The organism is Bacillus paramycoides, assembly GCF_001884235.1.
GTDB classification, from domain to species: Bacteria; Bacillota; Bacilli; order Bacillales; family Bacillaceae_G; genus Bacillus_A; species Bacillus_A paramycoides.
The window spans coordinates 20400-43662 of the sequence record NZ_MAOI01000020.1; the positions used below are offsets into that span (position 1 = coordinate 20400).

At 36.0% G+C, this 23263-nt stretch carries 23 protein-coding genes and 1 pseudogene; 9 read left to right on the forward strand and 15 right to left on the reverse strand.

Going from position 1 to position 23263, the window contains the following annotated elements; translation table 11 throughout:
• Positions 1–214 precede the first annotated feature (214 nt).
• From BAU28_RS02735 to gerPF, 7 genes are all read left to right on the forward strand, one after another.
• Positions 215–391: an aspartyl-phosphate phosphatase Spo0E family protein gene (locus tag BAU28_RS02735; RefSeq protein WP_071717652.1), complete on the forward strand. Its 177-nt coding sequence runs from the start codon at positions 215–217 to the stop codon at positions 389–391.
• 99 nt (positions 392–490) lie between these two features.
• On the forward strand, positions 491–712 hold the full coding sequence (gene gerPA / locus BAU28_RS02740) for a spore germination protein GerPA (protein WP_002170791.1): 222 nt from the start codon (positions 491–493) through the stop codon (positions 710–712).
• Between the two features lie 14 nt (positions 713–726).
• On the forward strand, positions 727–933 hold the full coding sequence (gene gerPB / locus BAU28_RS02745) for a spore germination protein GerPB (protein ID WP_071717653.1): 207 nt from the start codon (positions 727–729) through the stop codon (positions 931–933).
• Positions 934–997: 64 nt separating this feature from the next.
• Positions 998–1612, forward strand: a complete 615-nt coding sequence (gene gerPC, locus BAU28_RS02750; protein ID WP_048369736.1) for a spore germination protein GerPC — start codon at positions 998–1000, stop codon at positions 1610–1612.
• A gap of 6 nt (positions 1613–1618) precedes the next feature.
• Positions 1619–1813, forward strand: a complete 195-nt coding sequence (locus BAU28_RS02755) for a spore gernimation protein GerPD (RefSeq protein WP_071717654.1) — start codon at positions 1619–1621, stop codon at positions 1811–1813.
• Positions 1814–1827: 14 nt separating this feature from the next.
• On the forward strand, positions 1828–2214 hold the full coding sequence (locus BAU28_RS02760; RefSeq protein ID WP_071717655.1) for a spore germination protein GerPE: 387 nt from the start codon (positions 1828–1830) through the stop codon (positions 2212–2214).
• A 42-nt stretch (positions 2215–2256) separates the two neighbouring features.
• On the forward strand, positions 2257–2472 hold the full coding sequence (gerPF, locus tag BAU28_RS02765; RefSeq protein WP_002170786.1) for a spore germination protein GerPF: 216 nt from the start codon (positions 2257–2259) through the stop codon (positions 2470–2472).
• A gap of 186 nt (positions 2473–2658) precedes the next feature.
• Here the strand turns inward: gerPF and BAU28_RS02770 are convergent, their stop codons facing one another.
• The 7 genes and pseudogenes from BAU28_RS02770 to BAU28_RS02795 all read right to left on the reverse strand — a co-directional run bounded on the left by BAU28_RS02770 (position 2659) and on the right by BAU28_RS02795 (position 12700).
• Entirely contained in the window at positions 2659–2937 is a 279-nt protein-coding gene (locus tag BAU28_RS02770; RefSeq protein WP_002170784.1) for an RNA polymerase alpha subunit C-terminal domain-containing protein, read from the reverse strand.
• A gap of 23 nt (positions 2938–2960) precedes the next feature.
• Complete coding sequence (gene addA / locus BAU28_RS02775) at positions 2961–6686, reverse strand: helicase-exonuclease AddAB subunit AddA (protein ID WP_071717656.1); 3726 nt, start codon at positions 6684–6686, stop codon at positions 2961–2963.
• Positions 6683–10198, reverse strand: coding sequence for a helicase-exonuclease AddAB subunit AddB (gene addB / locus BAU28_RS02780; RefSeq protein WP_071717657.1), 3516 nt, complete (start codon positions 10196–10198; stop codon positions 6683–6685). Before addB ends, addA begins: the two co-directional genes overlap by 4 nt.
• Positions 10199–10314: 116 nt before the next feature.
• The gene (gene lepB / locus BAU28_RS02785) at positions 10315–10878 is read right to left on the reverse strand and encodes a signal peptidase I (protein WP_071717658.1); all 564 of its coding nucleotides are present in this window, start codon (positions 10876–10878) and stop codon (positions 10315–10317) included.
• A 55-nt stretch (positions 10879–10933) separates the two neighbouring features.
• The gene (locus BAU28_RS02790) at positions 10934–11527 is read right to left on the reverse strand and encodes a TVP38/TMEM64 family protein (protein ID WP_002170780.1); all 594 of its coding nucleotides are present in this window, start codon (positions 11525–11527) and stop codon (positions 10934–10936) included.
• 275 nt (positions 11528–11802) lie between these two features.
• Positions 11803–11934: pseudogene (locus BAU28_RS31660) on the reverse strand (DUF4306 domain-containing protein); the annotation flags it as partial.
• A 184-nt stretch (positions 11935–12118) separates the two neighbouring features.
• A complete protein-coding gene (locus tag BAU28_RS02795) occupies positions 12119–12700 on the reverse strand; it encodes a competence protein ComK (RefSeq protein WP_002170779.1) in 582 nt (193 codons plus the stop codon).
• A gap of 310 nt (positions 12701–13010) precedes the next feature.
• On the opposite strand from BAU28_RS02795, the gene BAU28_RS02800 reads away from it, so the two are divergent.
• The gene (locus tag BAU28_RS02800; protein ID WP_071717659.1) at positions 13011–13196 is read left to right on the forward strand and encodes a hypothetical protein; all 186 of its coding nucleotides are present in this window, start codon (positions 13011–13013) and stop codon (positions 13194–13196) included.
• Between the two features lie 49 nt (positions 13197–13245).
• On the opposite strand, the gene BAU28_RS02805 is transcribed toward BAU28_RS02800, so the two are convergent.
• Both BAU28_RS02805 and cspA read right to left on the reverse strand, forming a co-directional pair.
• Positions 13246–13521, reverse strand: a complete 276-nt coding sequence (locus tag BAU28_RS02805; RefSeq protein WP_071717660.1) for a hypothetical protein — start codon at positions 13519–13521, stop codon at positions 13246–13248.
• A gap of 125 nt (positions 13522–13646) precedes the next feature.
• Positions 13647–13850 carry an RNA chaperone/antiterminator CspA gene (gene cspA / locus BAU28_RS02810; protein WP_000301522.1) on the reverse strand — a complete coding sequence of 68 codons (204 nt, stop codon included), beginning with the start codon at positions 13848–13850 and terminating at the stop codon, positions 13647–13649.
• Positions 13851–14126: 276 nt separating this feature from the next.
• Here cspA and BAU28_RS02815 point away from each other — a divergent pair, with 276 nt between their 5' ends.
• Positions 14127–14621, forward strand: a complete 495-nt coding sequence (locus tag BAU28_RS02815; protein WP_071717661.1) for a DUF6584 family protein — start codon at positions 14127–14129, stop codon at positions 14619–14621.
• A 39-nt stretch (positions 14622–14660) separates the two neighbouring features.
• On the opposite strand, the gene aceA is transcribed toward BAU28_RS02815, so the two are convergent.
• The 6 genes from aceA to BAU28_RS02845 form a co-directional block, all read right to left on the reverse strand.
• Positions 14661–15938, reverse strand: coding sequence for an isocitrate lyase (gene aceA, locus BAU28_RS02820; RefSeq protein ID WP_071717662.1), 1278 nt, complete (start codon positions 15936–15938; stop codon positions 14661–14663).
• Positions 15939–15962: 24 nt separating this feature from the next.
• Positions 15963–17552: a malate synthase A gene (gene aceB, locus BAU28_RS02825; protein WP_071717663.1), complete on the reverse strand. Its 1590-nt coding sequence runs from the start codon at positions 17550–17552 to the stop codon at positions 15963–15965.
• 186 nt (positions 17553–17738) lie between these two features.
• Positions 17739–18413 carry an S-layer homology domain-containing protein gene (locus BAU28_RS02830; RefSeq protein ID WP_071717664.1) on the reverse strand — a complete coding sequence of 225 codons (675 nt, stop codon included), beginning with the start codon at positions 18411–18413 and terminating at the stop codon, positions 17739–17741.
• Positions 18414–18864: 451 nt separating this feature from the next.
• A complete protein-coding gene (locus BAU28_RS02835; protein WP_071717665.1) occupies positions 18865–19761 on the reverse strand; it encodes a DMT family transporter in 897 nt (298 codons plus the stop codon).
• Between the two features lie 215 nt (positions 19762–19976).
• Positions 19977–21704, reverse strand: a complete 1728-nt coding sequence (locus BAU28_RS02840) for a methyl-accepting chemotaxis protein (RefSeq protein WP_071717666.1) — start codon at positions 21702–21704, stop codon at positions 19977–19979.
• Positions 21705–21839: 135 nt separating this feature from the next.
• On the reverse strand, positions 21840–23108 hold the full coding sequence (locus BAU28_RS02845; protein ID WP_071717667.1) for a M48 family metallopeptidase: 1269 nt from the start codon (positions 23106–23108) through the stop codon (positions 21840–21842).
• Positions 23109–23263 lie beyond the last annotated feature (155 nt).

Sequence of the window (23263 nt, forward strand, 5' to 3'; positions counted from 1 at the left end):
TTTAATTGTATTCGCATCCTTAAGAAAAAAACCTTCTCATGCACGCTAATTTTTACAATATTCCTCCCTTCTTATATTCGTTCCTCATCCGTGATTTGACATAAAATGTAGAAATTATACTTTTTTTAGCGAAGATGTTTCTTTTTTATGGAATTTTTGTATAATATGTACTACATATATACTTAAAATTTATTGAGAGATGGAGCCGATTTCAATGTTTGAGCAAGCAATCGAAAAAAAACGCGAAAAAATGATCTATTTTGCTGAACGCTACGGAATGACTTCTCAAAAAACAGTGGATTGTAGCCAGGAACTGGACAGGCTCTTAAATGTTATTTGGCATACACATACGAATTACGTGCACACTCAAACGCTCGAAACACATACGTAATAACGTGTGTGTTTCTTTTATTTAAAAAAAGTACACATTTTATTGAAAACGCCCATACAATAGTAGAAAAGAAAATTTTAAAAATGAAAGGTGTTTTGTATGCCAGCTATGGTCGGACATATTCGTATCGTTAATATTGGATCAAGTGGTATTTTTCATATTGGAGATGTATTTGCGATTAGACCTATTAGTTATTCACGTGCTTTTGCTGGGGCCGGCTCCTTTAATGTTGGTGATAATATTTCTGTCTACAATTATCAAAGTTCAACGACTGTAAATGATTCAGATGTAATCGATCAAGCAATAATCGGTTCTACCTAAAGGAGGCGATTACATTGAATTTCTATGTAAACCAAAGTATCATCATTAACAGTATTAAAATCGATAGCATTACGACATCTTCTGTTTTCCAAATCGGAACTGCAGGTAGTATTAAGGCTCTTTCTAAATTCTCAAATACCGGCGGGTTTACAGCACCTCTTCGCCCTTTAACTGCAAAAGGACAAATTATTTCCCTTAAGCCTTTCACTAGTTCTTCTTAGGCCATCCTTATCATAAATATATAGTAGTAATATACCCTCCCTATTGAAAAGGAGGTTTCACAAAATGAATCAAGATATATATACTTATTTACACCAACTTCAGCAAGCTCTTCAAATGCAGCAAGAAACCATTCTCAATCTTGAAAATCAAGTTCGCCTATTACAAGAAGAGCTTAATGAATTAAAAAGTCGCCCCTCCTCTTCTATAGGAAAAGTGGAATATAAATTCGATCAATTAAAAGTAGAAAACTTAAATGGTACTTTAAATATTGGCTTGAATCCATTTGCGAAAAAAGGGCAGCAAATTGAAGATTTTGAAGTGGATACAGAAACGCTGAAAGTAAATCCTGAAACAGAAACAAATCCAGACTTTTATCAAGGTATCCTTCAAGAAATGCATCGCTACTTAGATGAAGAAGCATATAATCGAATTCTCCATTTTGAACACGAAGAGCGAACACCGCTGGATGAGATGTATCGACAAATGATGATTGATGACATAAAAAAACAGATGGAACATAGACTCCCTTATTATTTATCACAAGTTCAGTCATATGAAGGTATTTCAACAGATCCAGAGTATTTGCGCGAAGTCATTATTCAAGCGATGAAACAAGATATTGACAAAGCCTTCCTATCTTTTATTCAACACATACCGGGCAATTTCCGAAAGGAGTGAGTATGGATGAATTTAAATGTTGTAAACCATGAGTTAAAAGTAGGGCAAATTAAAATGAACGGGGTTTCTTCTTCCGCATTATTTTTAATTGGAGATGCAAACCTTCTCATCCTTACTTCTATTCTTGATACGCCATTCGAATCCGTTACAGAGGGACCGTTTGTACCATTAATATCAGCTGTCCCTGCGACTCGAGGTTGAGGAGACTCAAAATTATGTTACATCATGTTCCAGTTGTCCAAAATGTTTCTATTATTTCTTTGGGGATTGCTGCAGTATTTCAAGTTGGTGATGCAAATCAAATGGAATTAAAAAGCAGGGCGCTTTTGGTTCATCGGGAAATTCCTTATTATTTAAAAGGCGAAGGTCATTTTGATGCTTTTGAAGTTTTCACAGATGAATACATTACTATGCCAAAGCGAACAACAGATGTAAAAGTAAATATTATAAATGAACGTCCTTTTATTGAAGTAAACAACGTTGAAGTGCGAACACTTTTAACTTCTGGTTGCTTTCAAATTGGAAATGTTGATTATGCTTTTAATAACTCTCGGATTATGCAAATCCGCCAATACATTACTGATGAACCTTCTTCTAAATAATTCATATAGTAATTAAAAAGCTTAGTGAAGTAGGTGAATGGTATGCCTTCAGTTGTGGGGAATCTCGTCGTTCAAAATAGTAATGGCTCTTTCAATTTAGGGGATTTTTATAACGTATCTCCGAAAGAAAATACGAAAGCTTATAACGGGTCTGGGGCTTCCAATGTTGGATTTGTCGTTAATACTTTTAGCGGCGTTAGTGCAACAAATACATTTGATTCGGACGTTGCAGACCAAGATCAAATTGCAACAGCGTAAAAAAAGTAGGAGAATGCTCTCCTACTTTTTTCTTATTTCCACGCCGATAAATATTTCTTACGATATTTACTATTTCCCTCTAATTCAATCAATTCCATCGCTATTTCCCTACTATGCTCGTCCTTAATTTCATCGTATAACTTTTTCAATCCTATAATTATATCGTACCGAAATTACAGTTTCATTTTATTTAAATGATAATCCCTTTTCCTCTAAAGCCATTCTCAATTTAGGCAAAGACGCAGGTCCCATACCGTGCAGTTTCAAAATTTCTTTTTCACTATACTTTGAAAGTTCTTCTACAGTCGTTATCCCATGGTGCTCTAACGCTCGCCTTGCTGGTGCTGAAAGAAGAGAGAGAAAGCCTTCTTTCGGCTTCCTCTCTTTCTCGCAAGTCGGGCAAGTTGGACAATCGCTACTTTTATAGTACTCGTGTCCTTGATCACAAGTTCTTAACGTTGCCATACTCCATAACCCCTTTCCAAACTCTATTCATCAATATTTACAAGATGATTCCCATCAAAGAAGTATAAACACTTTTCTTTCACAGGATATTTCAAGCTTTTTTCTAACGCTTTTGCATATAGTGAAAGCTGCACTTTGTATCGGTCTTCTAAGATTGGTTTCGCTTGATCAAATCCGCCTGGGAACTTTCCTTCAATCGTATCTGTTTTAAAGTCGATTAAAGTAATTCCATCTTCTTCTTCAATCATGCAGTCGATAACCCCTTGGACGAGTATTGTTTCTTCGCTCTTACCTTGCCAATCTTGATACGCCTCTTCTGCTGAAAGCATCATCGTAAATGGTACTTCACGTTCAACACTTTTTGCTGCTAATACCCTTTTACCAAGATTGCTCTCAAAGAATGAAATCACTTTTTCGATTGCTATTTCTTCAGCTTGTTCGAATGTTAATAATTCTTTATTTACCATTCCTGCAATTTGTTCCTGAAGAACTTCAATCGTAATCGGTTTCTTCAAATCTACGTGTTGCATAACGGCATGGACTGCTGTTCCTCGCTCGGCATACGTTAATCCTTTTTTCTCCATAAAGCGCGGACGTGTTTTAATTGGGGCACGAAGTTTTTTAATAAAGGCATTATCGCTGCCTTCTTCAGATTGATAATTTCGCTTTATTTCTGTTACAGATTGTTTCGCACGGTGAGATGTTGCTTCCTCGTATCCGTACTCCCACATTAATCTGTCGTACACTTCTTCTTTCCGTTCACTTTCTAACGGAACAGCCTTTTTCTCACGAAGTGCTTCTAACAATTCTTGTTTCTCTTCTTGAACTGGTTCTGGTGCAAGTAAATCTTTTCCTTCAACAAATTCTACTTTCCAGCTAGTGTCATATTCATAAATTTCACCCGGAATGCTTCCTTGCCCTAACTCAAGAAGCATTTCACTATCACGGTGCCTGTATAGTGAAGGGGCAATCCAATCTAAATAACATGACGCTCCAGCACGTATGTGGTCTGGTAATAACCATTCTCCATGTTCCCGTGCATCAAGCCATTTTTCCATTTCTTTATTGGCATCTTTAACCGTTCCAATTAAAATTAGCTTCTCTTTCGCACGGGTTAAAGCTACGTATAGTACGCGCATTTCTTCCGCAATTAATTCCATTTTCATTTTACGCTTAATTGCAAGTTGCGATAATGTCGTATATTTAATTCGTTTACGAGGATCGATAAATTGTGAACCGAAACCGAAATCTTTATGAAGTAAGAAGCGCTTCATTAAGTCTTGTGTATTAAAACGACGACCGAGTCCAGCTACAAATACGACTGGGAACTCTAGCCCTTTACTTTTATGAATCGTCATAATTCGTACAACATCTTCTTGTTCGCCGAGAGCTCTCGCCGTTCCCATATCATCACCGCGTTCTAAAATACGCTCTATAAAACGTAAGAAACGGAATAACCCCCTAAACGATGTTGCTTCATATTGTCTTGCGCGGTCATATAGTACTCGCAAGTTCGCCTGTCGTTGCTTTCCAGCTGGTAAACCTCCAACGAAATCATAATAACCTGTCTCACCGTACACTTTCCAAATTAAATCGGAAAGAGATTGTTGGCGTGCAAATTCACGCCATCCTTGCAGTAAATTATAGAACCATTCTAATTTATCATGTAGTTCTTTCTCTTCTTCAAGTGGTGCTCCTTTTAAGAATGAACTCATCACTTCATAAAACGAGCCTTTCTTTCCATGAGCACGAAGCGTCGCAAGTTCTTCATCATTTAGTCCAACAATTGGCGAACGAAGTATAGCTGCAAGCGGAATATCTTGCATCGGATTATCAATAACGCGGAATACGTTCATCATAATATTTACTTCTGTCGCTTCAAAGTAACCAGTCGCAAGGTCAGCATATACCGGAATTCCTTGTAACTTTAACTCTTCCATGATTTGCGGGGCCCATGGCATTGAGCGAAGTAAAATAACGAAATCACGGTATTGTACTGGGCGCATACTATTATTTTTACGATCATACACTTCATAACCTGAATCGACCATCGCTTTAATACGCTGCGCAATAAGACGAGCTTCAAGCTGCGCTTTTTCTACTTCTGCACCTTCTTCTCCATCTATTACTTCTTCTTCAGTTTGCTGGATGCATAATAGTTCAGCCGCTACATCCTCACCTTCTGGATAGCTAGCACCTAGCTTTAATTCAGCATCAGCGTCGTAATCGATTTCCCCAACTTCTTCGCCCATAATTTGTTTGAAGATAAAGTTCGTACCAGCTAACACTTCATGACGACTACGGAAGTTTTTCGCTAAATCAATCTTCATTCCGCCGTCTAATCCTTCTGATGTAAAACGTTTATATTTCCCTAGGAATAGGCCTGGCTCTGCTAGTCGGAAACGATAGATTGACTGTTTTACGTCACCAACCATAAATAAGTTTCCTTCACTCTCAGAATCTTTCGTTACGAATTTAATAATCGATTCTTGCACAAAGTTCGTATCTTGATATTCATCGACTAATACTTCAGCAAATTTATTACGATATTGAAGTGCTACTGCTGAAGGACGCATTTCACCATCTTCATTTTGCTCACTTAAAATTTGTAAACAGAAATGCTCTAAATCTGTGAAATCGACCATTCCTTTATCTCGTTTTATCGCTTGGAAACGACCTGTAAATACTTTTACGAGCTGAACAAGCTTTTCTAATACAGGATGCATATCTTGAAAATCTCGTAAGAAACTTTCTGGTCTGCGGCTAAATAGTTCTTCTTGTAATTTCTTCACTTCATCTTTCGCTTTATTACGAAGAGAATCTACTTGTTTTACAACATCTTCATTATAATCACTTTTCTTAATACGCTTTAACGTTTGCCACGATACATTTTGCATCGCTTCATAAACGCTTGTCCACGACTCGCGAGCTGCGCCTGATAACGTTCCAAGTAAAGCTAAATCTGCTTGTAAAGTTTCAGTGCGAGGTGCTGGACCGTCAGGAAGCATTGCTAGTTCTGTCGCTTTACGAATATGCTCTTCCGCCGTTTCAAGCTGGAATTTCACATCTTCTAATAAGTAAGAAGCGTACACTAAATCTTCAATCGTCTTTCCTTCAACGTCGTATGCTTCTACTAATTTATCAAGCCACTTCTCTGGGTTTGGATGCGCTCTTGATTCTGTATGAAGTGCTAAAATCATTCGTTGTAAGTCATCGTCACTACGGTCGCTCGTATAACGATCAACGAGTTCAAAGAAGATATGATTATCTTCGATTCCATACTCTTCTTCTAATATGTCATCTAGCACTTCTTCTTTTAATAACTCATTTTCTGTTTGATTCGCAATACGAAAACGAGGATCGACATCAAGCATGTAATAATATCCTCTAATGACTTGTAAACAAAAGGAGTGAATTGTCGAAATGGAAGCTTTATTTAATAAGCTAAGCTGTTTTCTTATGTGCTGTGAGCTTGGCTCATCAATCAATACTTTTTCTAACGCTTCCCCAACTCGGTTTTTCATTTCTTGCGCCGCTGCATTCGTAAACGTTACAACGAGCAGGCGGTCGACATCTACCGGATTTTCTTCGTTAATAATCTTTTTAATAATACGTTCAACTAATACCGCTGTTTTCCCTGATCCAGCTGCTGCTGCAACTAAAATATCACGTCCATTCGCTACAACCGCTTTCCACTGGTCATCTGTCCATTGACTACCCTCTGGTTTTTTAGGCCAATTTTCTATCATTCTTCGCCGACCTCCTCTCTTATTTTCTCCATCGCTTCGCTATCTTTCATATCTTTTAACGTACGGAATTGATTATCTTCAAGTGATTCATCAAATTGACAAACAGACTTGAAGTTACAGAATGTACATGCCGCTTTATTCCCCATTTTGTACGGAGCAATATCAATAACACCTTCTGTAATGTCCTTACCGATATTTTCAAACGTGTGGTGTACATATTTTTGAAGTACGTTAAACTCTTGCTCACTTGCAATGCTAGAACGTGCACTAAAACTACCGTCTTTTTTCAGACCAGCAGAAATAATATCAGAGCTTCCTGTTGAAAGTTTATTATCCATTAAACGAACAACGTCAGCATCTCCTAGTACAAGTCCTTTCATTTTAAATTTCTTTAAAATTTCTTTTTCAATTTCTTCTTCAGATGCATCGCCTTTCATCTCAACGATCGGGTTATGAATATGGAAATACAATACGCCCGCAGGTGATGCAGTACCACCCTTTTTCATCCACGTATGTGCATTTGAAGTAACAACATCCAAATACGTTAACATTTGAAGTGCTAATCCGTAATACACTTCTGTTAAGTCTAACGCCTTTGAACTTGATTTATAGTCAATAATACGAAGGAACGTACCACTCTCATCTTCCGCCTTATCAACACGGTCAATACGGCCAACTACTTCCATCTTCACACCATTTGGCAATGCGAATTCCATTGGCGGAAGTGATCCAGTACCACCCATACCGAATGGAACTTCTAAATCAACTGGTACAAATCCACTCGACTTCGCATGTTCACGAAGAATAAGTGACGTACGGAAAATGATTTGTTGTAGTTTTTGTTTTAAATAAAAATGACGATTCGAACTTAATAAAATTTGTCTTTGTAATAACGGTGCAATTTCTTCTATTACTAAAGCAGAAAGGTGCTCGCACTCTTTTATTGATAAATCCGCCCAAGTACGATTTTCACGTAATAGCTTGTCTGCAATTCTCTTCAGCGCCGCATGGAATAGTTCACCAATATCTGGTGCATCAAGTTTGAAAATATCACGCTCTCTTAGCGATAAACCGTGCTGTGCGAAATGAGCGTACGCACAACGATTAAATAGCTCCATACGAGAGACGCTTCCCTTAATTGTATCTCCATATAAATCTCTACTTACATCTGTACTCAATTTCTGTGCACGATTTCGATAGAATAAGCTTGATAACACACGGCTACTTTTTTGCTTCCAATCATCTGAAGTAACGTAGAAGTTATATACGTCCCACCAAAAATCTAAATTGCCTTCAAATCCGTAGCGCTTCCACGTTTGCAGTTGCTGCATTACGTAAGACAACGTTACTTCTGGCGTGGCTACGTATGAGATTTGTTCCGAACGTGATAAGTCATTTACATCATTTGTTATAAACGCCTCTTTCACATCAGGGAATATTCTTTTTATTTTCTTAATAAAGCTAGAAGCAAGTAACGTCTTGCCTTCTTCATCCGCAAGCGGACAAGATATATATAATTTCTCAGACGCTCTCGTCACCATTTGGTACATAACGAACTGTTCTTCTAATAATGTTTGTCTCGTTGTTGGTGCTAATTCGATACCCGCAGCGGTAAGAACATCTCTTTCTTCATCAGAAAGCATACCTTCATCCATAGGTGCTGCTGGAATCACTCCTTCATTTACGCCAATAACGAATGTCGCTTTAACATTTGATAATCTAGAACGATCAATATTAGCAATTAACACTTGGTCTAGTGACGGGGGAATGTTCGCGAATTGAAGCGCCTCAAGACCTGTCGTCATGACATCAGTAAACATAGAAAGGGACATCTTCTCCTCGCCAAGCATCTCAACGAACGTATCAAGAAGACTCATCACCTCTTCCCACACTTGCTCGTGGTCTGTCGCAAATAAGAAATCTCCGCTTTCTTCTGCACGAATACGTAACTCTTCTAACTTTTTCGGAACGTCAAGCTCCTCTAAAAATAAGTATACTGCTTCGCACATTTGCATAACTGTTCCAGCACGCTTCAGTCTTTTTTGCATACGAATAACTGGCGTTCTTACAATGTCACGAAGGCGATTAATTTTCTCTTCCATTTCACGCTCACTATCTGTTATCATTCCGCTTGCATCATCAAGTGAACGATAACGTCGATACATCCACGGATCTTCAGAAGTCCATCTCTTTCCTTGTATACCGTACGCTAAACAGTAGTTTTCAAATTCATCCATCTCTTCACGCATCGCTTCTTTTCTTACGTCTAATGGATATAAAAGCTCTGTTTTTATGCAGCGAAACACCGCATCATAGCGCCAATTCCCGCTAATGATCTCTAAAGCAGAACGAATGCATTCTACTAGCGGATGATGTGACATCGGGCGTTTTTCATCAATGAAATGCGGGATATTATAATCCATAAATAAAGTTCGCATTACATCGTAATAACTTTCTCCGTTACGAAGAAGTACTGCGATATCTCGGTAACGATAATCTTCATCCGCCACAAGTCTTCGAATTTCACGAGCAACGCCTTCTACTTCAGCTCGTAAATTAGCCGCTGTACTAATCGTTACACTCGCCTCTCCGTGAAACTTTTCATTTGGACGCGCTTCATAATGAGTTTCTAAATGCGCTAATGCTGGCGAATGAAAACGCTGCTGTTCCATAAGTGGAATCGTTTTTTCAATTTCCATTTTCTCTTCACGCGCTACTTGTTTTATTTTTTCATACGTTAACGTCGTTTCATAAAATAAATCCAGTTCATTCACTGGCTGTGCTAGCGTTTTTTCATCCAGCGTTAATGTTATTGTTACTCTAGTTCCTAATCTCATTAACCCTCTAACAATTTCTAGCTCTTGAGGAGAAAATGAATGGAATCCATCTATATAAATTTCCGCGTCTTTTACATACTCAGAGTCCGGAAGCTTCTCAACCAATAATTGTAAGTAGTCTTCTGAATCTAAATATCTTCCAATTAAAGCACGTTCAAAGTCATCATATAATAACTGTAAATCATACACTTTATTCGCGAGCAACTTTTGCTCTGCACTACTGCTGTGCGCATCTAATTGTTGCCACATTTCATATACGTTAGACGGCGTCACATTATAACGTTTAAACTCCGCAATCATACTACCAAGGTGTTCAAAGAAACCGTTTTGCTCTGCTGCTTTTTGAAACACAGATAGTCCATCTTTACGGGATTCTACAATTTTACGAAGTAACATATGCACACCAGCTTCATCAATATGAAGACGACTTGCTCCGCCCACTTCTTGTAGCACCTTCCACGCTAATCGCGAAAAACTAAAAACTTGTGCCCGAATAGAACCTCTTACATCCTCGCTCCCAATTAACGCCTGCTGCGTTTGGAATGTCATCTGTTCTGGCACAAGATATAATATTGTTTTCCCTCGTGGACGCTGTTTTAACTCTTCTTGCACTTCACGTAAACAAAGTGCACTTTTTCCACTTCCAGCTCTACCAATCACAAATCGAAGTGACATGTAACCCCACCTTTCACTTACATAACGAACGTTAGTTTGCTATCATAATTGTATTATAGGACACGAAAAAAGACAAACTGAGCTGTTTGTCTTCTTCTATACTTCTATTTATTATATCAACCTTTCGAAAAATTCGTTTGTACCTCGTGAATTGGCCAATATCGTAAATCAACTTTCCCGACAACTGTATCAGCTTTCACAAAACCAAAATACCTACTATCCCAGCTACCAAGACGATTATCACCGATTACAAAAATATATCCGGGTGGCACAAATTTTTCATTCGTTAATTCTTCTAATTTAAAATCACCTGTTAGTTGTCGTCCATTCACTTGCTTTTTATATGTCTCTAAATAAGGTTCATCCACAAATTGTCCGTTTATATATAATTTATCATGCTTATATTCAATATGATCACCAGGCAAACCGATAATTCGCTTCACATAGTCCTCTTTTTTATTCGCATGAAAAACGACAACATCAAATCGATTCAAGTCCCCTACTTGATAACTCACCTTATTCACAACAAGCATATTGCCATCTTGCAATGTCGGCATCATAGACTTCCCCTCTACAACGTACGTTGAAAAGAAAAACGTTCGAAAAAATACAGCTAATAGTACACCTATTAAGATTGTTCTCATCCACTCTAGGCCTTCTTTTTTCAAAGTTTTCTTCATTCGCTTCTCCCCTCGCCCTTTAATAATGAAGCTTGCCTTTACAAGAAGACTATTCTTAATGTAGTTCTAATTTCACTTCAATTTTTTTACCGACATACCATAAAATAAAAATAACAATCCCAACGATAATTGATTTCACCGGATTATGAATAAACGAAGTTAAATCATGACCGATATAAGTTAAAATAAAGATCATAACAAGCTTTCCGAATGCTAATGCTAGTCCAAACTGTTTCACACTAATACGTGATAAACCAGCTACAACATTAATAAGCGCAGACGGTGTAAATGGAAAACAAAATATGACGAAAATTGGTGCGAACCCTTTCCTTTCAATCCACCCCATTGCTTTTCGTACTCTCTCATGTTTATTTACAAAAGAGAAAAAACGACTTCTTCCAAAGCGGCGGATAATGAAAAATACAAGTAACGCTCCTATTACTGATCCAAGCCATGAATAAAGAAATCCATACCAAAAGCCAAATGCAACAGCATTCGCCAATACAAACACAATGAGTGGCAATGCTGGAATGAGCGCCTCTATCATCGGTAAACCAATACCAAGAAGTGGTCCGAACGCTTTATAACTTTCAACAATATGATCCATATTTTCTGGTGAAAAATACTCTTTGATTGTCTGAAAATCCATTCTACACTTTACCCCTTTACTCTAATTACTCCCTCTACTGTATCATTGCTTATAGGAAAGAGGAAATGGTAGATATGACATATGGAGATGTAATTATAAAGTTTCCATATCTTTCGTTAGAATTCCTTCCTTATTAAACTATAATAATCTTTCAATATTCGACAGGATATGAAGATAATTTAGACACCACGCACAGATTATGAAAAAGAAGAATATATAGAAAGTGATAATCCGTATGTTCCAAAAAAATAACCTTACTACGCGTAAGGTTATTTCTACTGGCTAGTTCTTACAAAAAACTTTTTTAGCAAGCGTATACTATCAATCACGATAAGTATTAATAAATATAAGAAAGATAGTATTAATACTGTACTCTGAATAGGTAGCATTCGAAATTTATAAGGAAAGAACTATCATGTATGCCTGGAATATAAAATGATATACAATCACACTACATTAATTATATATAGGAAAATAACCTTTATATTGTAATTTTACACCATTTAAAATTATTAGAGAACTAATAATTCGGTAATTAAATGGAATATATAAGGAAATCAAAAAAGGATGAGTCCCCCCATCCCTTTCCTTTTACACCTCCTCTTCCCTAACAAAATACACTTTCTCATAAGCTGGCCTTAATGTTGATTCATCCCTTTTATCAATCTCTTTAAAGCAAGGATTTCCTTGTTTTTTCTTACGATCTTCATACTCTGTTCGCAATTTCGCTGTACGATTTTGCTGATTTTCAAAACTACTTTTTGATATTTCTAATTTCACAGCAAAACCATTAATAAATCTAATAATTAGATTTCCATCCTTTAGCTCTTTATTACTTTCAATATGAAAATGAGACAACCACGCACACTCTTTTCTAGAATAAGAATACGTAGGGAAAAAATAAAGTTGATCTGTCGGGCTAATTGCGATAGGAGCTTTATGTGTAATACGAGTTAACTCTTTCGTTCCTTCTTTTCTACCAAAAAAACTAGAACCATGTTTCCGACAACTTCTTTCTATAATATCAAGTGGCTTTTGAAATACGAAAAAAGAATCTTCCATTTCAACAATTCGCGTAACAACCTTTTTTTCACTTAGAACAACAGGAAGTAAGGCCATCGTATTTTTGCTTACAACATAGTTTTCGACATAACGCTCTACTTTACTTTCCATAGTCTACTGTCTCCTTTTTCATTTTCCATTTATAGTAGCAGCTGCATAAATAATTGTAGCATCTGTAAAAAGGAAATGGTTTACATTCTAAAATTCTTTACAAATACTTATAATTTATCAAATACACTATAAATTAATTAATAATAATATACAGATAATAACGAAACAACCTATATAAAAAGAGGATTCTATATGTAAAAAAAAAAGAATTCATGCCATTTGTAATATGCAATACATTCCTTTTTTCATATAATCACAGTAGTTCTTTTTGCTATAATTGAAGTATAAATTCGATATGCGGAGGTTTCTCATGGAAGAAAAACACAATCATCCAACGATCCAAATGAAAAATAGCAGCATTGTTATCGTAAAAAATTCAGCTAGTATTATATTTGGTTTATTTTTTATATTGCTGCTCTTTGCGAAACCTTTTCTTAAATCTAAATGCCCTGAATGTAAGAAACTTGAAAAGAAAAGAGCTGTAAAAGAACACTAAAAGGCCTTCCTTTATGGAAAGCCTTTTTACATACCGATTACCATTTCCTTCACTCTTCTTCATCCTCAAAAAAACCTACTATTTTTTCTTCTTCATATTCATATTTTCTTCCGAGATTCTCTGTGTCTCTTTCAACTTGTAATATGATTATATATTGTTCTTCATCTAAAAAATTAGAGTGTGGTTTCTTCAAATCAATTACCGTCACTTTATCATTTTCATAAGTTTTCGAATACGCCTTTATCTCTTCAATCGTGCTCTGCAAACTTTCTTCATTACCACGATAAACATCAAGTATAACTTTATTTTTATGCTTTTCAATCATACATATCCCCCTTCCTTTATTCACCAGAAGGTTCGCCTTTATTACCAATACAATAGTCACGTACATATATCTCAATAAAAAAAGGATGGCATAAGCCATCCTTTTTTCCATCATAAACTATAAAATTATAGTTTGATTACGTTTTTAGCTTGAGGTCCACGGTTACCTTCTTCGATTTCGAAGCTAACTTTTTGACCTTCTTCTAAAGATTTGAAACCTTCAGTTTCGATTGCAGAGAAATGTACGAATACATCGTTTTCGCCTGGAACTTCGATGAAACCGAAGCCTTTTTCGTTGTTAAACCATTTTACTTGTCCTGTTACTGCCATGATTATTTCCTCCTAAGAAAATACAATTTTTTTAGTCTTCCTGTATAAAAAAAGAATCCACACATTATCAAACACGAAACATAAACTAGTTCTCACATACTTTTTCTCGTTCGTTTTCGGCACTTGATAATATATGGATTGCTTAATTTAACTATTCAACTGAAATTATCATAGCATACTTAAAATAAAATGTACAAGCTTTTTTGAAAATAAAATTTCAAAATTTTAGTATTTCTTATAAAATAGAACCATGCCAATTTCAATATGGAGGAATACATGACATACAAAGTTCCTAAAAAAACATTAAAGAAAATCGAAAACGATATTGAAAATAAAAATCTGGGAAAAGCAAGAGATCGATTACACGGATTAATCGCTACTTATCCTAATGAGTTAAGTTTTCGAAAAAGACTCGGGGATATTTACTATACATTGCAATACCCAGAAATGGCCGGACGATATTGGTATCTTGAAAAAGACAAAACCGATGTTATGCATGAAGCATGTCGACAATTTGAAAAATCGATGGGAAACGATCCTTATCATATTCTACGTGCTTTAAAATTCAAAGGAGATCACGACATTATTACAGGATTATACACCGAACATCCTTTACAACCATTGCAGAAAAAAGTGGTAGAAGAACTAATTGATGATTATGAAGAAACATGGAAAGACAAACTATTTGAATGGGGCTGTCTAGCATTATTCGCATTCCTTCTTTTTTCTGCTATTACTGGCATATTCACTATATTAGATTGGATATTTTAAATAGAAATAGGTGCCTATAATCGGCACCTACTTCTATTTTCATTTCGTAAACTGTGCTTCTTCCGTAGATCCTTTTAGAGCTGTCGTTGATGAAGTACCGCCTGTAATGACTTGTGCTACTTCATCAAAGTAACCTGTTCCAACTTCGCGTTGATGGCGCGTTGCAGAGTAACCGTGTTTTTCTGCTGCGAACTCTGCTTGCTGTAATTCAGAGTAGGCTGCCATACCACGCTCTTTATAACCGCGCGCTAATTCAAACATGCCGTAGTTTAATGCATGGAATCCAGCAAGCGTTACAAATTGGAATTTATAACCGTATGATGCGATTTCTTTTTGGAAGCTCGCGATTGTTTTTTCATCTAGTTTTTGTTTCCAGTTAAATGAAGGAGAACAGTTGTAAGCGAGTAGCTTCCCTGGATATTTCTTATGAATTGCGTCCGCAAATCGTTTTGCATCTTCTAAATTCGGCTCAGACGTTTCACACCAAACGAGATCTGCATACGGTGCATACGCTAAACCACGCGCGATCGCTTGATCAAGTCCTGCTTTCGTACGATAAAATCCTTCTGGCGTTCTTTCCCCTGTAATAAACTCTTGATCAACAGGATCGATATCGCTCGTAATTAAATCTGCCGCATCTGCATCTGTTCTTGCGACGATAATTGTCGGTGCCCCCATTACATCCGCTGCAAGACGTGCCGAGATTAAATTACGAACCGCCGTTTGCGTCGGTAATAGTACTTTACCGCCTAGATGTCCGCATTTTTTCTCTGAAGATAATTGGTCTTCAAAATGCACGCCTGATGCACCCGCTTCAATCATACCTTTCATTAACTCAAATACGTTTAATTGTCCGCCAAATCCCGCTTCTGCATCAGCCACAATTGGTACGAAATAATCTGTATCACCGCTTCCTTCCATATGCTGAATTTGATCAGCACGTTGAAGTGTTTGGTTAATTCGTTTTACAACAGCTGGTACACTGTTCGCTGGATATAAGCTTTGGTCTGGGTACATATGTCCAGAAAGGTTCGCATCTGCCGCTACTTGCCAACCGCTTAAATAAATTGCTTTCAATCCAGCCTTCACTTGTTGCATTGCTTGGTTTCCTGTTAATGCCCCAAGTGCATTAATATAATCTTCTGTATGAAGTGATTGCCAAAGCTTCTCTGCACCGCGGCATGCTAACGTATGTTCAATATCAATCGATCCGCGCAGACGAATTACATCTTCAGCTGAATACGGGCGCACGATCCCTTTCCAGCGCTCATCTAACTCCCAGCTTTCCTGTAATTTCTCGATTCTTTCGTTTTTCATATGTTCCATCCCCTTTTCTTTTTTTTATAAAATTTCATAACCCGGTAATGTTAAAAACGGTACGAACTCATCGTTACGAACAAGGTTTGTAAACAGCTTTGTTGCCTCTTCAAATCTCCCTTTCTGAAACACTTCCTTACCAATCTCTCTTTCTATTTTCGCTAATTCTTCTTCTTTCAATTCTTCCATCAATTTAAAAGTAATATTACGGCCATCATTTAGCTTTCCACCCTCATGGCGAATCCACTGCCATACTTGTGCTCTTGAAATCTCCGCTGTTGCCGCATCTTCCATTAAGTTATAAATTGGAGCTGCTCCCCGTTCACTTAACCAAGATGCAATGTATTGAATACCTACACTAATATTCATGCGAAGGCCCTCTTCTGTAATCGTTCCCACCGGCACTTCTAATAAGTCCTTTTCTGTTATACGTATTTCTTCACGTTTTCTAAAAATTTGATTTGGCGTTTTCATAATGTAATTAAATACTTCCATCGCTACCGGTACAAGTCCCGGGTGGGCAACCCAAGTCCCATCATGACCATCTAAAGCTTCGCGCTCCTTATCAGCACGCACTTTTTCAAAAGCTGCTTCATTTGCCTCCGGATCATTTTTAATTGGGATTTGTGCTGCCATCCCTCCGATTGCTGGTGCATTACGACGATGACACGTTTGAATAACTTTCAAAGAATACGCGCGCATAAATGGCGCTGTCATCGTGACTTGCGCTCTATCCGGAAGTAAAAATTCATTATGATTACGGAAGCTTTTTAAGAAACTAAATATATAATCCCATCGTCCGCAGTTTAAACCAGCAGAATGATCTCTTAGTTCATACAAAATTTCATCCATTTCAAATGAAGCGTGAATCGTTTCTATTAATACAGTCGCTTTAATCGTTCCATTCGGAATGCCGATATACTTTTGAGCAAATACGAAAACGTCATTCCATAATCTTGCCTCTAAGTAACTTTCCATTTTTGGTAAGTAAAAGTACGGGCCACTTCCTTTTGCTAAAAGCTCCTTCGCATTATGGAAAAAGTACAGACCAAAATCTACTAAACTGCCAGACATGTTCTTCCCGTCAACTTGCATATGTTTTTCCTCTAAATGCCACCCTCTCGGACGCACAATTAATACAGCTGTTTTACTATTTAAATGATATTCTTTTCCGTTTTCATTTTTATGTGAGATCGTTCCCTTAGCAGCATCTCGTAAGTTAATTTGACCTTCGACAGCATTTCTCCAAGTCGGTGAATTCGAATCCTCAAAGTCTGCCATAAAAAGATGTGCTCCTGAATTCAAAGCGTTAATGACCATCTTTCTATCTACCGGTCCAGTAATTTCCACACGACGATCCTCTAAATCTTTCGGAAGCTGGGTGATTGTCCAATCCCCTTCACGTATATGCTTTGTTTCTTCTAAAAACTTCGGAAACTCCCCTGCATCAATTCTTTTTTGTTTCTCCACACGTTTTTGCAAAAGTTCCGTGCGGCGTTCATTGAAATTTTCATGTAGTTCCTTTAAAAAACTAAGCGCCTCAGGTGTCAATATTTCGTTGTACGCTGGTAATATTTCTCCGACGAGTGTAACCCGTGAAGTTTGCGTCGACATATTAGCATCCCCTTCTTAAACTGTTTTATAACAGATTTGATTTTATGTTTTATATTATATAACAAATCTTCAGAAAAGGAAGTTTTTTTTGAAAATTTAATGTTTTTTCACAAAACTGTGTTTATCCATTATGATTTCAACATAAAAAAGAGCCAGTGTTGTATAACACTGGCTCTTTTTTATAAATTATTGTTGCTGATCATTTAAAATTGCTTTGTATAGGAACTGTGCATATTGTTCACGTGTTACTTTCATACCTGGTGCAAAGTTACCTGAACCGTCACCTGCTGAAATACCATTTGAACCTACTGCATTAATTGCCTTAGCTGCCCAATGTCCTGCTGGTACATCTTTAAATCCTGGTGTACCTTTTACTTGTAATTCAAATGTTTCCGTTAAAATTTGTGCCATTTCTGCACGTGTTAACGTATCTTTTGGTCTGAAGTTTCCACTATCATCACCTTTAAAGATTCCTAGTTCTGTTAATGCTAAAATTTCAGTTGGGAACATTGTTGAGTTATCATCAACGATATCGTTATATGTACTTACAAACTCATGATCTTCATCAAAGTATTGGTCCCCATCAATCGTACGGTAAATTAACGCCGCTACTTGCTCGCGTGTTACATTATCACCAAAACCGAATCTTCCATCTCCATAACCAGCAATGATTCCCCAATCTGCTAGATTTTGGATTGCTTCATAAGACCAATGCCCTTTCGGTACATCTTTAAATGTAACAGATGAAGCTTGTTGTTGTTTCACAGCTACTTCAGCATTTGCTGTAGTACCTTCTGCACTTAATCCAATTCCACCCATAATTGTTAAAGCTGTTGCTACTTTTAAAATCTTTTTCTTCACTGTATTCTCTCCCTAAAAAAACATATTTTTTTCTAATATAAAGAATTCACGAAAAAGTAACAATACACTTATCTATATAATATTTGTCTAATCTATGAACTATACTTTACATACTTTCCTTTACACTTCATTAATAATAAAGTTACTAAAACGTATATTTTTCTTATAAAAAGTAACTTTACACACCCTATTTTCTACCTTTATTTTCCATAAAGAAAATCAGGAACAATCGAATAAATATACTAATTAACGATTTAAAACAAGAAAAAAAGCGCGAGATTTTCGCACTTTTTCCAAAAAAATAATATATTAATATAATTATAACGTTAATTTTTTAAAAGTTCCGCTTAATCTTCCTCATCTTAGTCATCCACCTTTTTCTTTTTTTACCTCTTTTTGATTATATCGAAAACTCCAAAATCTTATAATCTTATTCAATTATCAAAATAAATCATGCTTCTGAGTACACTTTCACACTTTCTTCTCGCGGCTTTCGGAAAGTAAATGCCATTCCTACAAATATAAGAACAATCCCTACAATTTGCATACTAGTCGGTTTGAATCCAGTAAAGACGGTATCTAATAAAATTGCGACGCCAGGATCTAAAAATACTAATACAGAAATAAGTCTCGTCGGTAACTCTCTTAAACTGTCAAAAAATAAGTAATACACGAACCCTGTATGTATAAGTCCTGTTGCGAGAATCATTGTCCAGTTAGTTTGTGATAGTCCTTGAAACGCCCCGAAATCTATAAATGGTAATAATAAAAATATGCCTAAAAATGTTTGTAAAAATGTCATCGCATATGCACTCGTATGCTTAATTCCTTTTCCTAGCAACGTTGTAAAAGCATAAAATAACGCTGCAAGAAGTGCCCACACCATTCCAGATGACATTAACTTTTCTAACGATACATTCCCATCTACACCAGCTACTAAAACTGTGCCGATAAAACAAATAACGATCGACATAACCGCAAATACTGTTAGCCTCTCTTTAAATACGATACTGCCAATCATTAATACGATGATTGGGGCAAGATGATAGACAGAAATCGCAATTGTAATCGACATTACTTCAAATGCTTTAAATAAAAATACCCAGTTAAAAACGAGAAATACACCACAAGCTAATATTTGTATAATTTCTTTTTTGTTCCATTTCTCACTTTTATATTGCCCCGTTACGAACCAACATAATGTTAAAAATAAAGTCGCACAAATACAGCGAATAAACACTAATTCAAAGGAAGGTAAACCTGTTTGTACTGAAAAAAATCCAATCGATCCGAAAATAGACATCGAAAGAATCATTTTTATAGCCGGCATTGATTTTTTATTAAACAACCTTCTCCTCCTCCAATCGCTTTTTATAAACTAAAAATTCTAAAAACATTACATATTATTATATATTACAATTAAAAAACTGTAAAAAAAGAGAATGTCAAAGGTAGGAACTATAAAAAAATCCCATGAAAAAATCATCCTTTTTTTCTTACAAAGGATGATCTTTTATTATTTATTGAGAGGAGTTTCACCAATATATATACTTAAATACATTACTACTTTTGAAGAGTAAATTGGGAAACAATCTGTTTTAATCCCCCTGCTACGCTGTGCAGATGTTCAATTGAAACCGAGATTTCTTGAACAGATTTTTCTTGTTGTTGAATAGACTCTTTTACCCTATCAGTTCGATCAGATGATCTTTGAGAAATTCGAGTCATTTCTTCTGCAGAAGCAGAAATCTCCTCACTACTCGCTGCAATTTCATCTGTAGACATAGATACCGTTTGAATTTGTTCAGATACTTGTTGCACTTTTTCTGTGATTTTTCCAAATACTTTTTCTGTGTGCATTACTACTTGTGTACCTGCTTGTACCTCATTATCTACTTTTCCCATCATGTCTACCGTATGATTCGTTGTTCCCATAACTTGAGTAATAAGCTTCTCAATTTGTTTTGCAGAATCACTAGATTGTTCTGCTAATTTTCGTACTTCATCCGCTACAATTGCAAACCCTCTTCCACTTTCCCCAGCACGTGCAGCCTCAATTGCGGCGTTTAATGCTAATAAATTAATTTGAGATGTAATACCTTGCATAACATCAATGATTTTGACAATTTCTTCTGATTGTTCCTTCATAGCCTCTACTTGCTTAACACCACTATATACTGAAACTTGAATTGTATCCATTTGTTGAATCATTTGTTTCATTAACTTATTGCCACTCTCTGCGTCTAATGCTGATTGTGCAGATAATTCATTTACAGAGGAGGATGTATTCACTATATTTTGCATTCCTTGTGTCAATTCTTCCATTGCACCTGCCGTTTGTTCCATTGCTTGTTTTTGGCTCTCTGCCCCATTTGCAACTTCTTCAATATCTATAGTGATTTTCTTTGCCGCACTGCTAGATACTTCTGATGCAGATACTACTCCATCTGCATGTTGGAATAAAAGCTGAATATTACTTTCTACTTCTTGCATATTTGCTCTTAACCCTGCAATCATCTCGTTAAAATCACTTACTAATACACCTAATTCATCTTTAGCATTATAATCACCATATACAGTTAAATCTCCTTCTTTCGCTCTTTCCATCATACGACTAACTGTTTGTAAAGGAGCAACTATAAGCTTGCTAATAATATAACTTACTATACATATAACGATTGTGATAACTACTACAAGAATTATAAAAGCAATAATGGATCGATCTATCATTTTTTGAGAATCTTTAAATACTTGGTCAGCTAAATTTGAAACATACGCTTCTAAATCTACAGCATAACCAGCTAGCTCTACTCCCTTTGGTTTTAATTCCTTTTGAAATTCGTTTACCATTTGAGATTCGTTTGTTACCTTCGCTTTTTCAAACAACTTTTTATATGTATCCATATAACTTGGTAAAGACTTCTTCATCTTTTGGAACAGCTCATCCTCTTGCTTACTTAAATCGAAGCCATCATCATATTCTTTTAATAAAGAATCATATTTTTTAAGATCCTTTTCAATATTACCAATAATTCCTTCTTTATTCGCCCCCTCATTTTGTGACACTGTAATTAATTCTAGTAAGTTATATTCTAAAGAATTTTGTGTACGAAGCATTCCTTCTAATAAAATTGCAGAATATTGATAATCATCTACTACAACCTCTGTATCCTGCTTAATCTTATTAATAGAATTAATTGCTACACAGCTCATAATTACCATGCCCAAAACGGCTAATGAGATAAGCGAGAATAATTTATACTTCACTTTTAAATTTTGTAAAAAATACATATTTCCACCTTTAGTCCTTTATATACAGATTTTTAGAATTTTATAGCTTATTATTTACAAAATCACAATAAAAAGCAATGATAAATATTCCCAATATCAAACTTATATTTCTATAAAAAAGAAGTAGCATAATCGCTACTTCTTTTTGCTTTGTTTCCCATATTGTTCAAACGTATGAATTCTTTCAAAAATCGGCGGATGCGTGTATAAGAAAAACTTCACTAATGCCGGCGGATTTACTTGGCTTAAACTTGTTTTTGATAAGTATTGAAAAGTTTTCACCCCTGATTTACCATCTTTCGTCATGTCTAAAGCGTATTGATCTGCCGCTCGTTCTTCTATACGAGATACGTAATTTGATGCAGGGCTTACCGCAAAAGATAATATAGAAGAAATTAAGAAAAATAAAGGTAAAATTGAGAAACACGCCAATTTTGAAATTTGCAATGTATCTCCCCATTTTCGAATACACATATTTAAAATACGACTAATTAAATACATACCTATAAACGATATCAAGACATAACTCGCAACGCCCCAATATATATGTTTCATCACATAATGTCCCATTTCATGGGCCATTATAAATAAAATCTCTTTATCTTTTAATTGCTGAAGTGTTGTATCCCACATTACAATGCGAGCATTAGGGCCAATTCCTGTTACATATGCATTTAACGCATTCGTTTTTTCCGACATATTTACTTCATATACGTGTTTAGCTGGAATGTCTGCTTTGTCTGCTATAGCTAAAATTTTCGTTTCCAATTCTTTATTTTTCAGCGTCGAGAAGTCGTTATAAAGTGGATCAATAATAACAGGCTGTATGAATGTTAAAAAGATTGTAAACGGTACAGAGAGTGCCCATCCTGCTAACCACCATCTCTTCGGGAATTTACGGATGAGCCATAAAAGAACAGAAACAATGAGTAACATCGTAGCATAATTCACCCAAAAATCGATGACATGATCTTTTATCCAGCTTTGTGTACTTTGCGTTGAAATTCCGTAATCAACAGATACTTTACGCCCGATCCATTGTACTGGTAATGATAGTACTGTTGTAAGTAACGATAAATAAAAGAAATAAATCGCGACTTGCAAGACGCTTATTTTAGTCGTTTCCTTCGACCATTTCTCAAATCGTCTTGAAATACCGAGCACGAGCACAAACAGTAAAATAATCCATTCAAGAGGTGTTGCTAAAAAGAAAAGTAAATTTTTCACGCGCGAATAATCTTGGCTTAGCGTAAGCTCTCTTGCATTCATAAATGTTTGTGGATCTGCACTCGTTCCTTTATACATGTCCGGAATAATTTCATGATTCCATCCAAATAAATACCAGTATATAAATAGCGCAAAACCAACGTACAAAAAAAGCGACCACCTAATAACTTTCCTCACGTTATTCCCTCCTCTATGCTGCCTGTCTATTATTATTGTAAGTTCGTACTTTCTAAATTAGAACAAGCTAATCGTTAGAATTGTTCTAGCTCCTTCTATTTACATAAAAAAACTCTTCTATTACAAGAAGAGTTTCACCTATTTTTAGACACTTT

Excerpts from the sequence above, each read along its gene's own strand:
- BAU28_RS02735 (WP_071717652.1), top strand. The coding sequence starts at position 215 with ATGTTTGAGCAAGCAATCGAAAAAAAACGCGAAAAAATGATCTATTTT.
- gerPA (WP_002170791.1), top strand. The coding sequence starts at position 491 with ATGCCAGCTATGGTCGGACATATTCGTATCGTTAATATTGGATCAAGT.
- gerPC (WP_048369736.1), top strand. The coding sequence starts at position 998 with ATGAATCAAGATATATATACTTATTTACACCAACTTCAGCAAGCTCTT.
- BAU28_RS02755 (WP_071717654.1), top strand. The coding sequence starts at position 1,619 with ATGAATTTAAATGTTGTAAACCATGAGTTAAAAGTAGGGCAAATTAAA.
- BAU28_RS02760 (WP_071717655.1), top strand. The coding sequence starts at position 1,828 with ATGTTACATCATGTTCCAGTTGTCCAAAATGTTTCTATTATTTCTTTG.
- gerPF (WP_002170786.1), top strand. The coding sequence starts at position 2,257 with ATGCCTTCAGTTGTGGGGAATCTCGTCGTTCAAAATAGTAATGGCTCT.
- BAU28_RS02770 (WP_002170784.1), bottom strand. The coding sequence starts at position 2,937 with ATGGCAACGTTAAGAACTTGTGATCAAGGACACGAGTACTATAAAAGT.
- addA (WP_071717656.1), bottom strand. The coding sequence starts at position 6,686 with ATGATAGAAAATTGGCCTAAAAAACCAGAGGGTAGTCAATGGACAGAT.
- addB (WP_071717657.1), bottom strand. The coding sequence starts at position 10,198 with ATGTCACTTCGATTTGTGATTGGTAGAGCTGGAAGTGGAAAAAGTGCA.
- lepB (WP_071717658.1), bottom strand. The coding sequence starts at position 10,878 with ATGAAGAAAACTTTGAAAAAAGAAGGCCTAGAGTGGATGAGAACAATC.
- BAU28_RS02790 (WP_002170780.1), bottom strand. The coding sequence starts at position 11,527 with ATGGATTTTCAGACAATCAAAGAGTATTTTTCACCAGAAAATATGGAT.
- BAU28_RS02795 (WP_002170779.1), bottom strand. The coding sequence starts at position 12,700 with ATGGAAAGTAAAGTAGAGCGTTATGTCGAAAACTATGTTGTAAGCAAA.
- BAU28_RS02800 (WP_071717659.1), top strand. The coding sequence starts at position 13,011 with ATGGAAGAAAAACACAATCATCCAACGATCCAAATGAAAAATAGCAGC.
- BAU28_RS02805 (WP_071717660.1), bottom strand. The coding sequence starts at position 13,521 with ATGATTGAAAAGCATAAAAATAAAGTTATACTTGATGTTTATCGTGGT.
- cspA (WP_000301522.1), bottom strand. The coding sequence starts at position 13,850 with ATGGCAGTAACAGGACAAGTAAAATGGTTTAACAACGAAAAAGGCTTC.
- BAU28_RS02815 (WP_071717661.1), top strand. The coding sequence starts at position 14,127 with ATGACATACAAAGTTCCTAAAAAAACATTAAAGAAAATCGAAAACGAT.
- aceA (WP_071717662.1), bottom strand. The coding sequence starts at position 15,938 with ATGAAAAACGAAAGAATCGAGAAATTACAGGAAAGCTGGGAGTTAGAT.
- aceB (WP_071717663.1), bottom strand. The coding sequence starts at position 17,552 with ATGTCGACGCAAACTTCACGGGTTACACTCGTCGGAGAAATATTACCA.
- BAU28_RS02840 (WP_071717666.1), bottom strand. The coding sequence starts at position 21,704 with ATGTATTTTTTACAAAATTTAAAAGTGAAGTATAAATTATTCTCGCTT.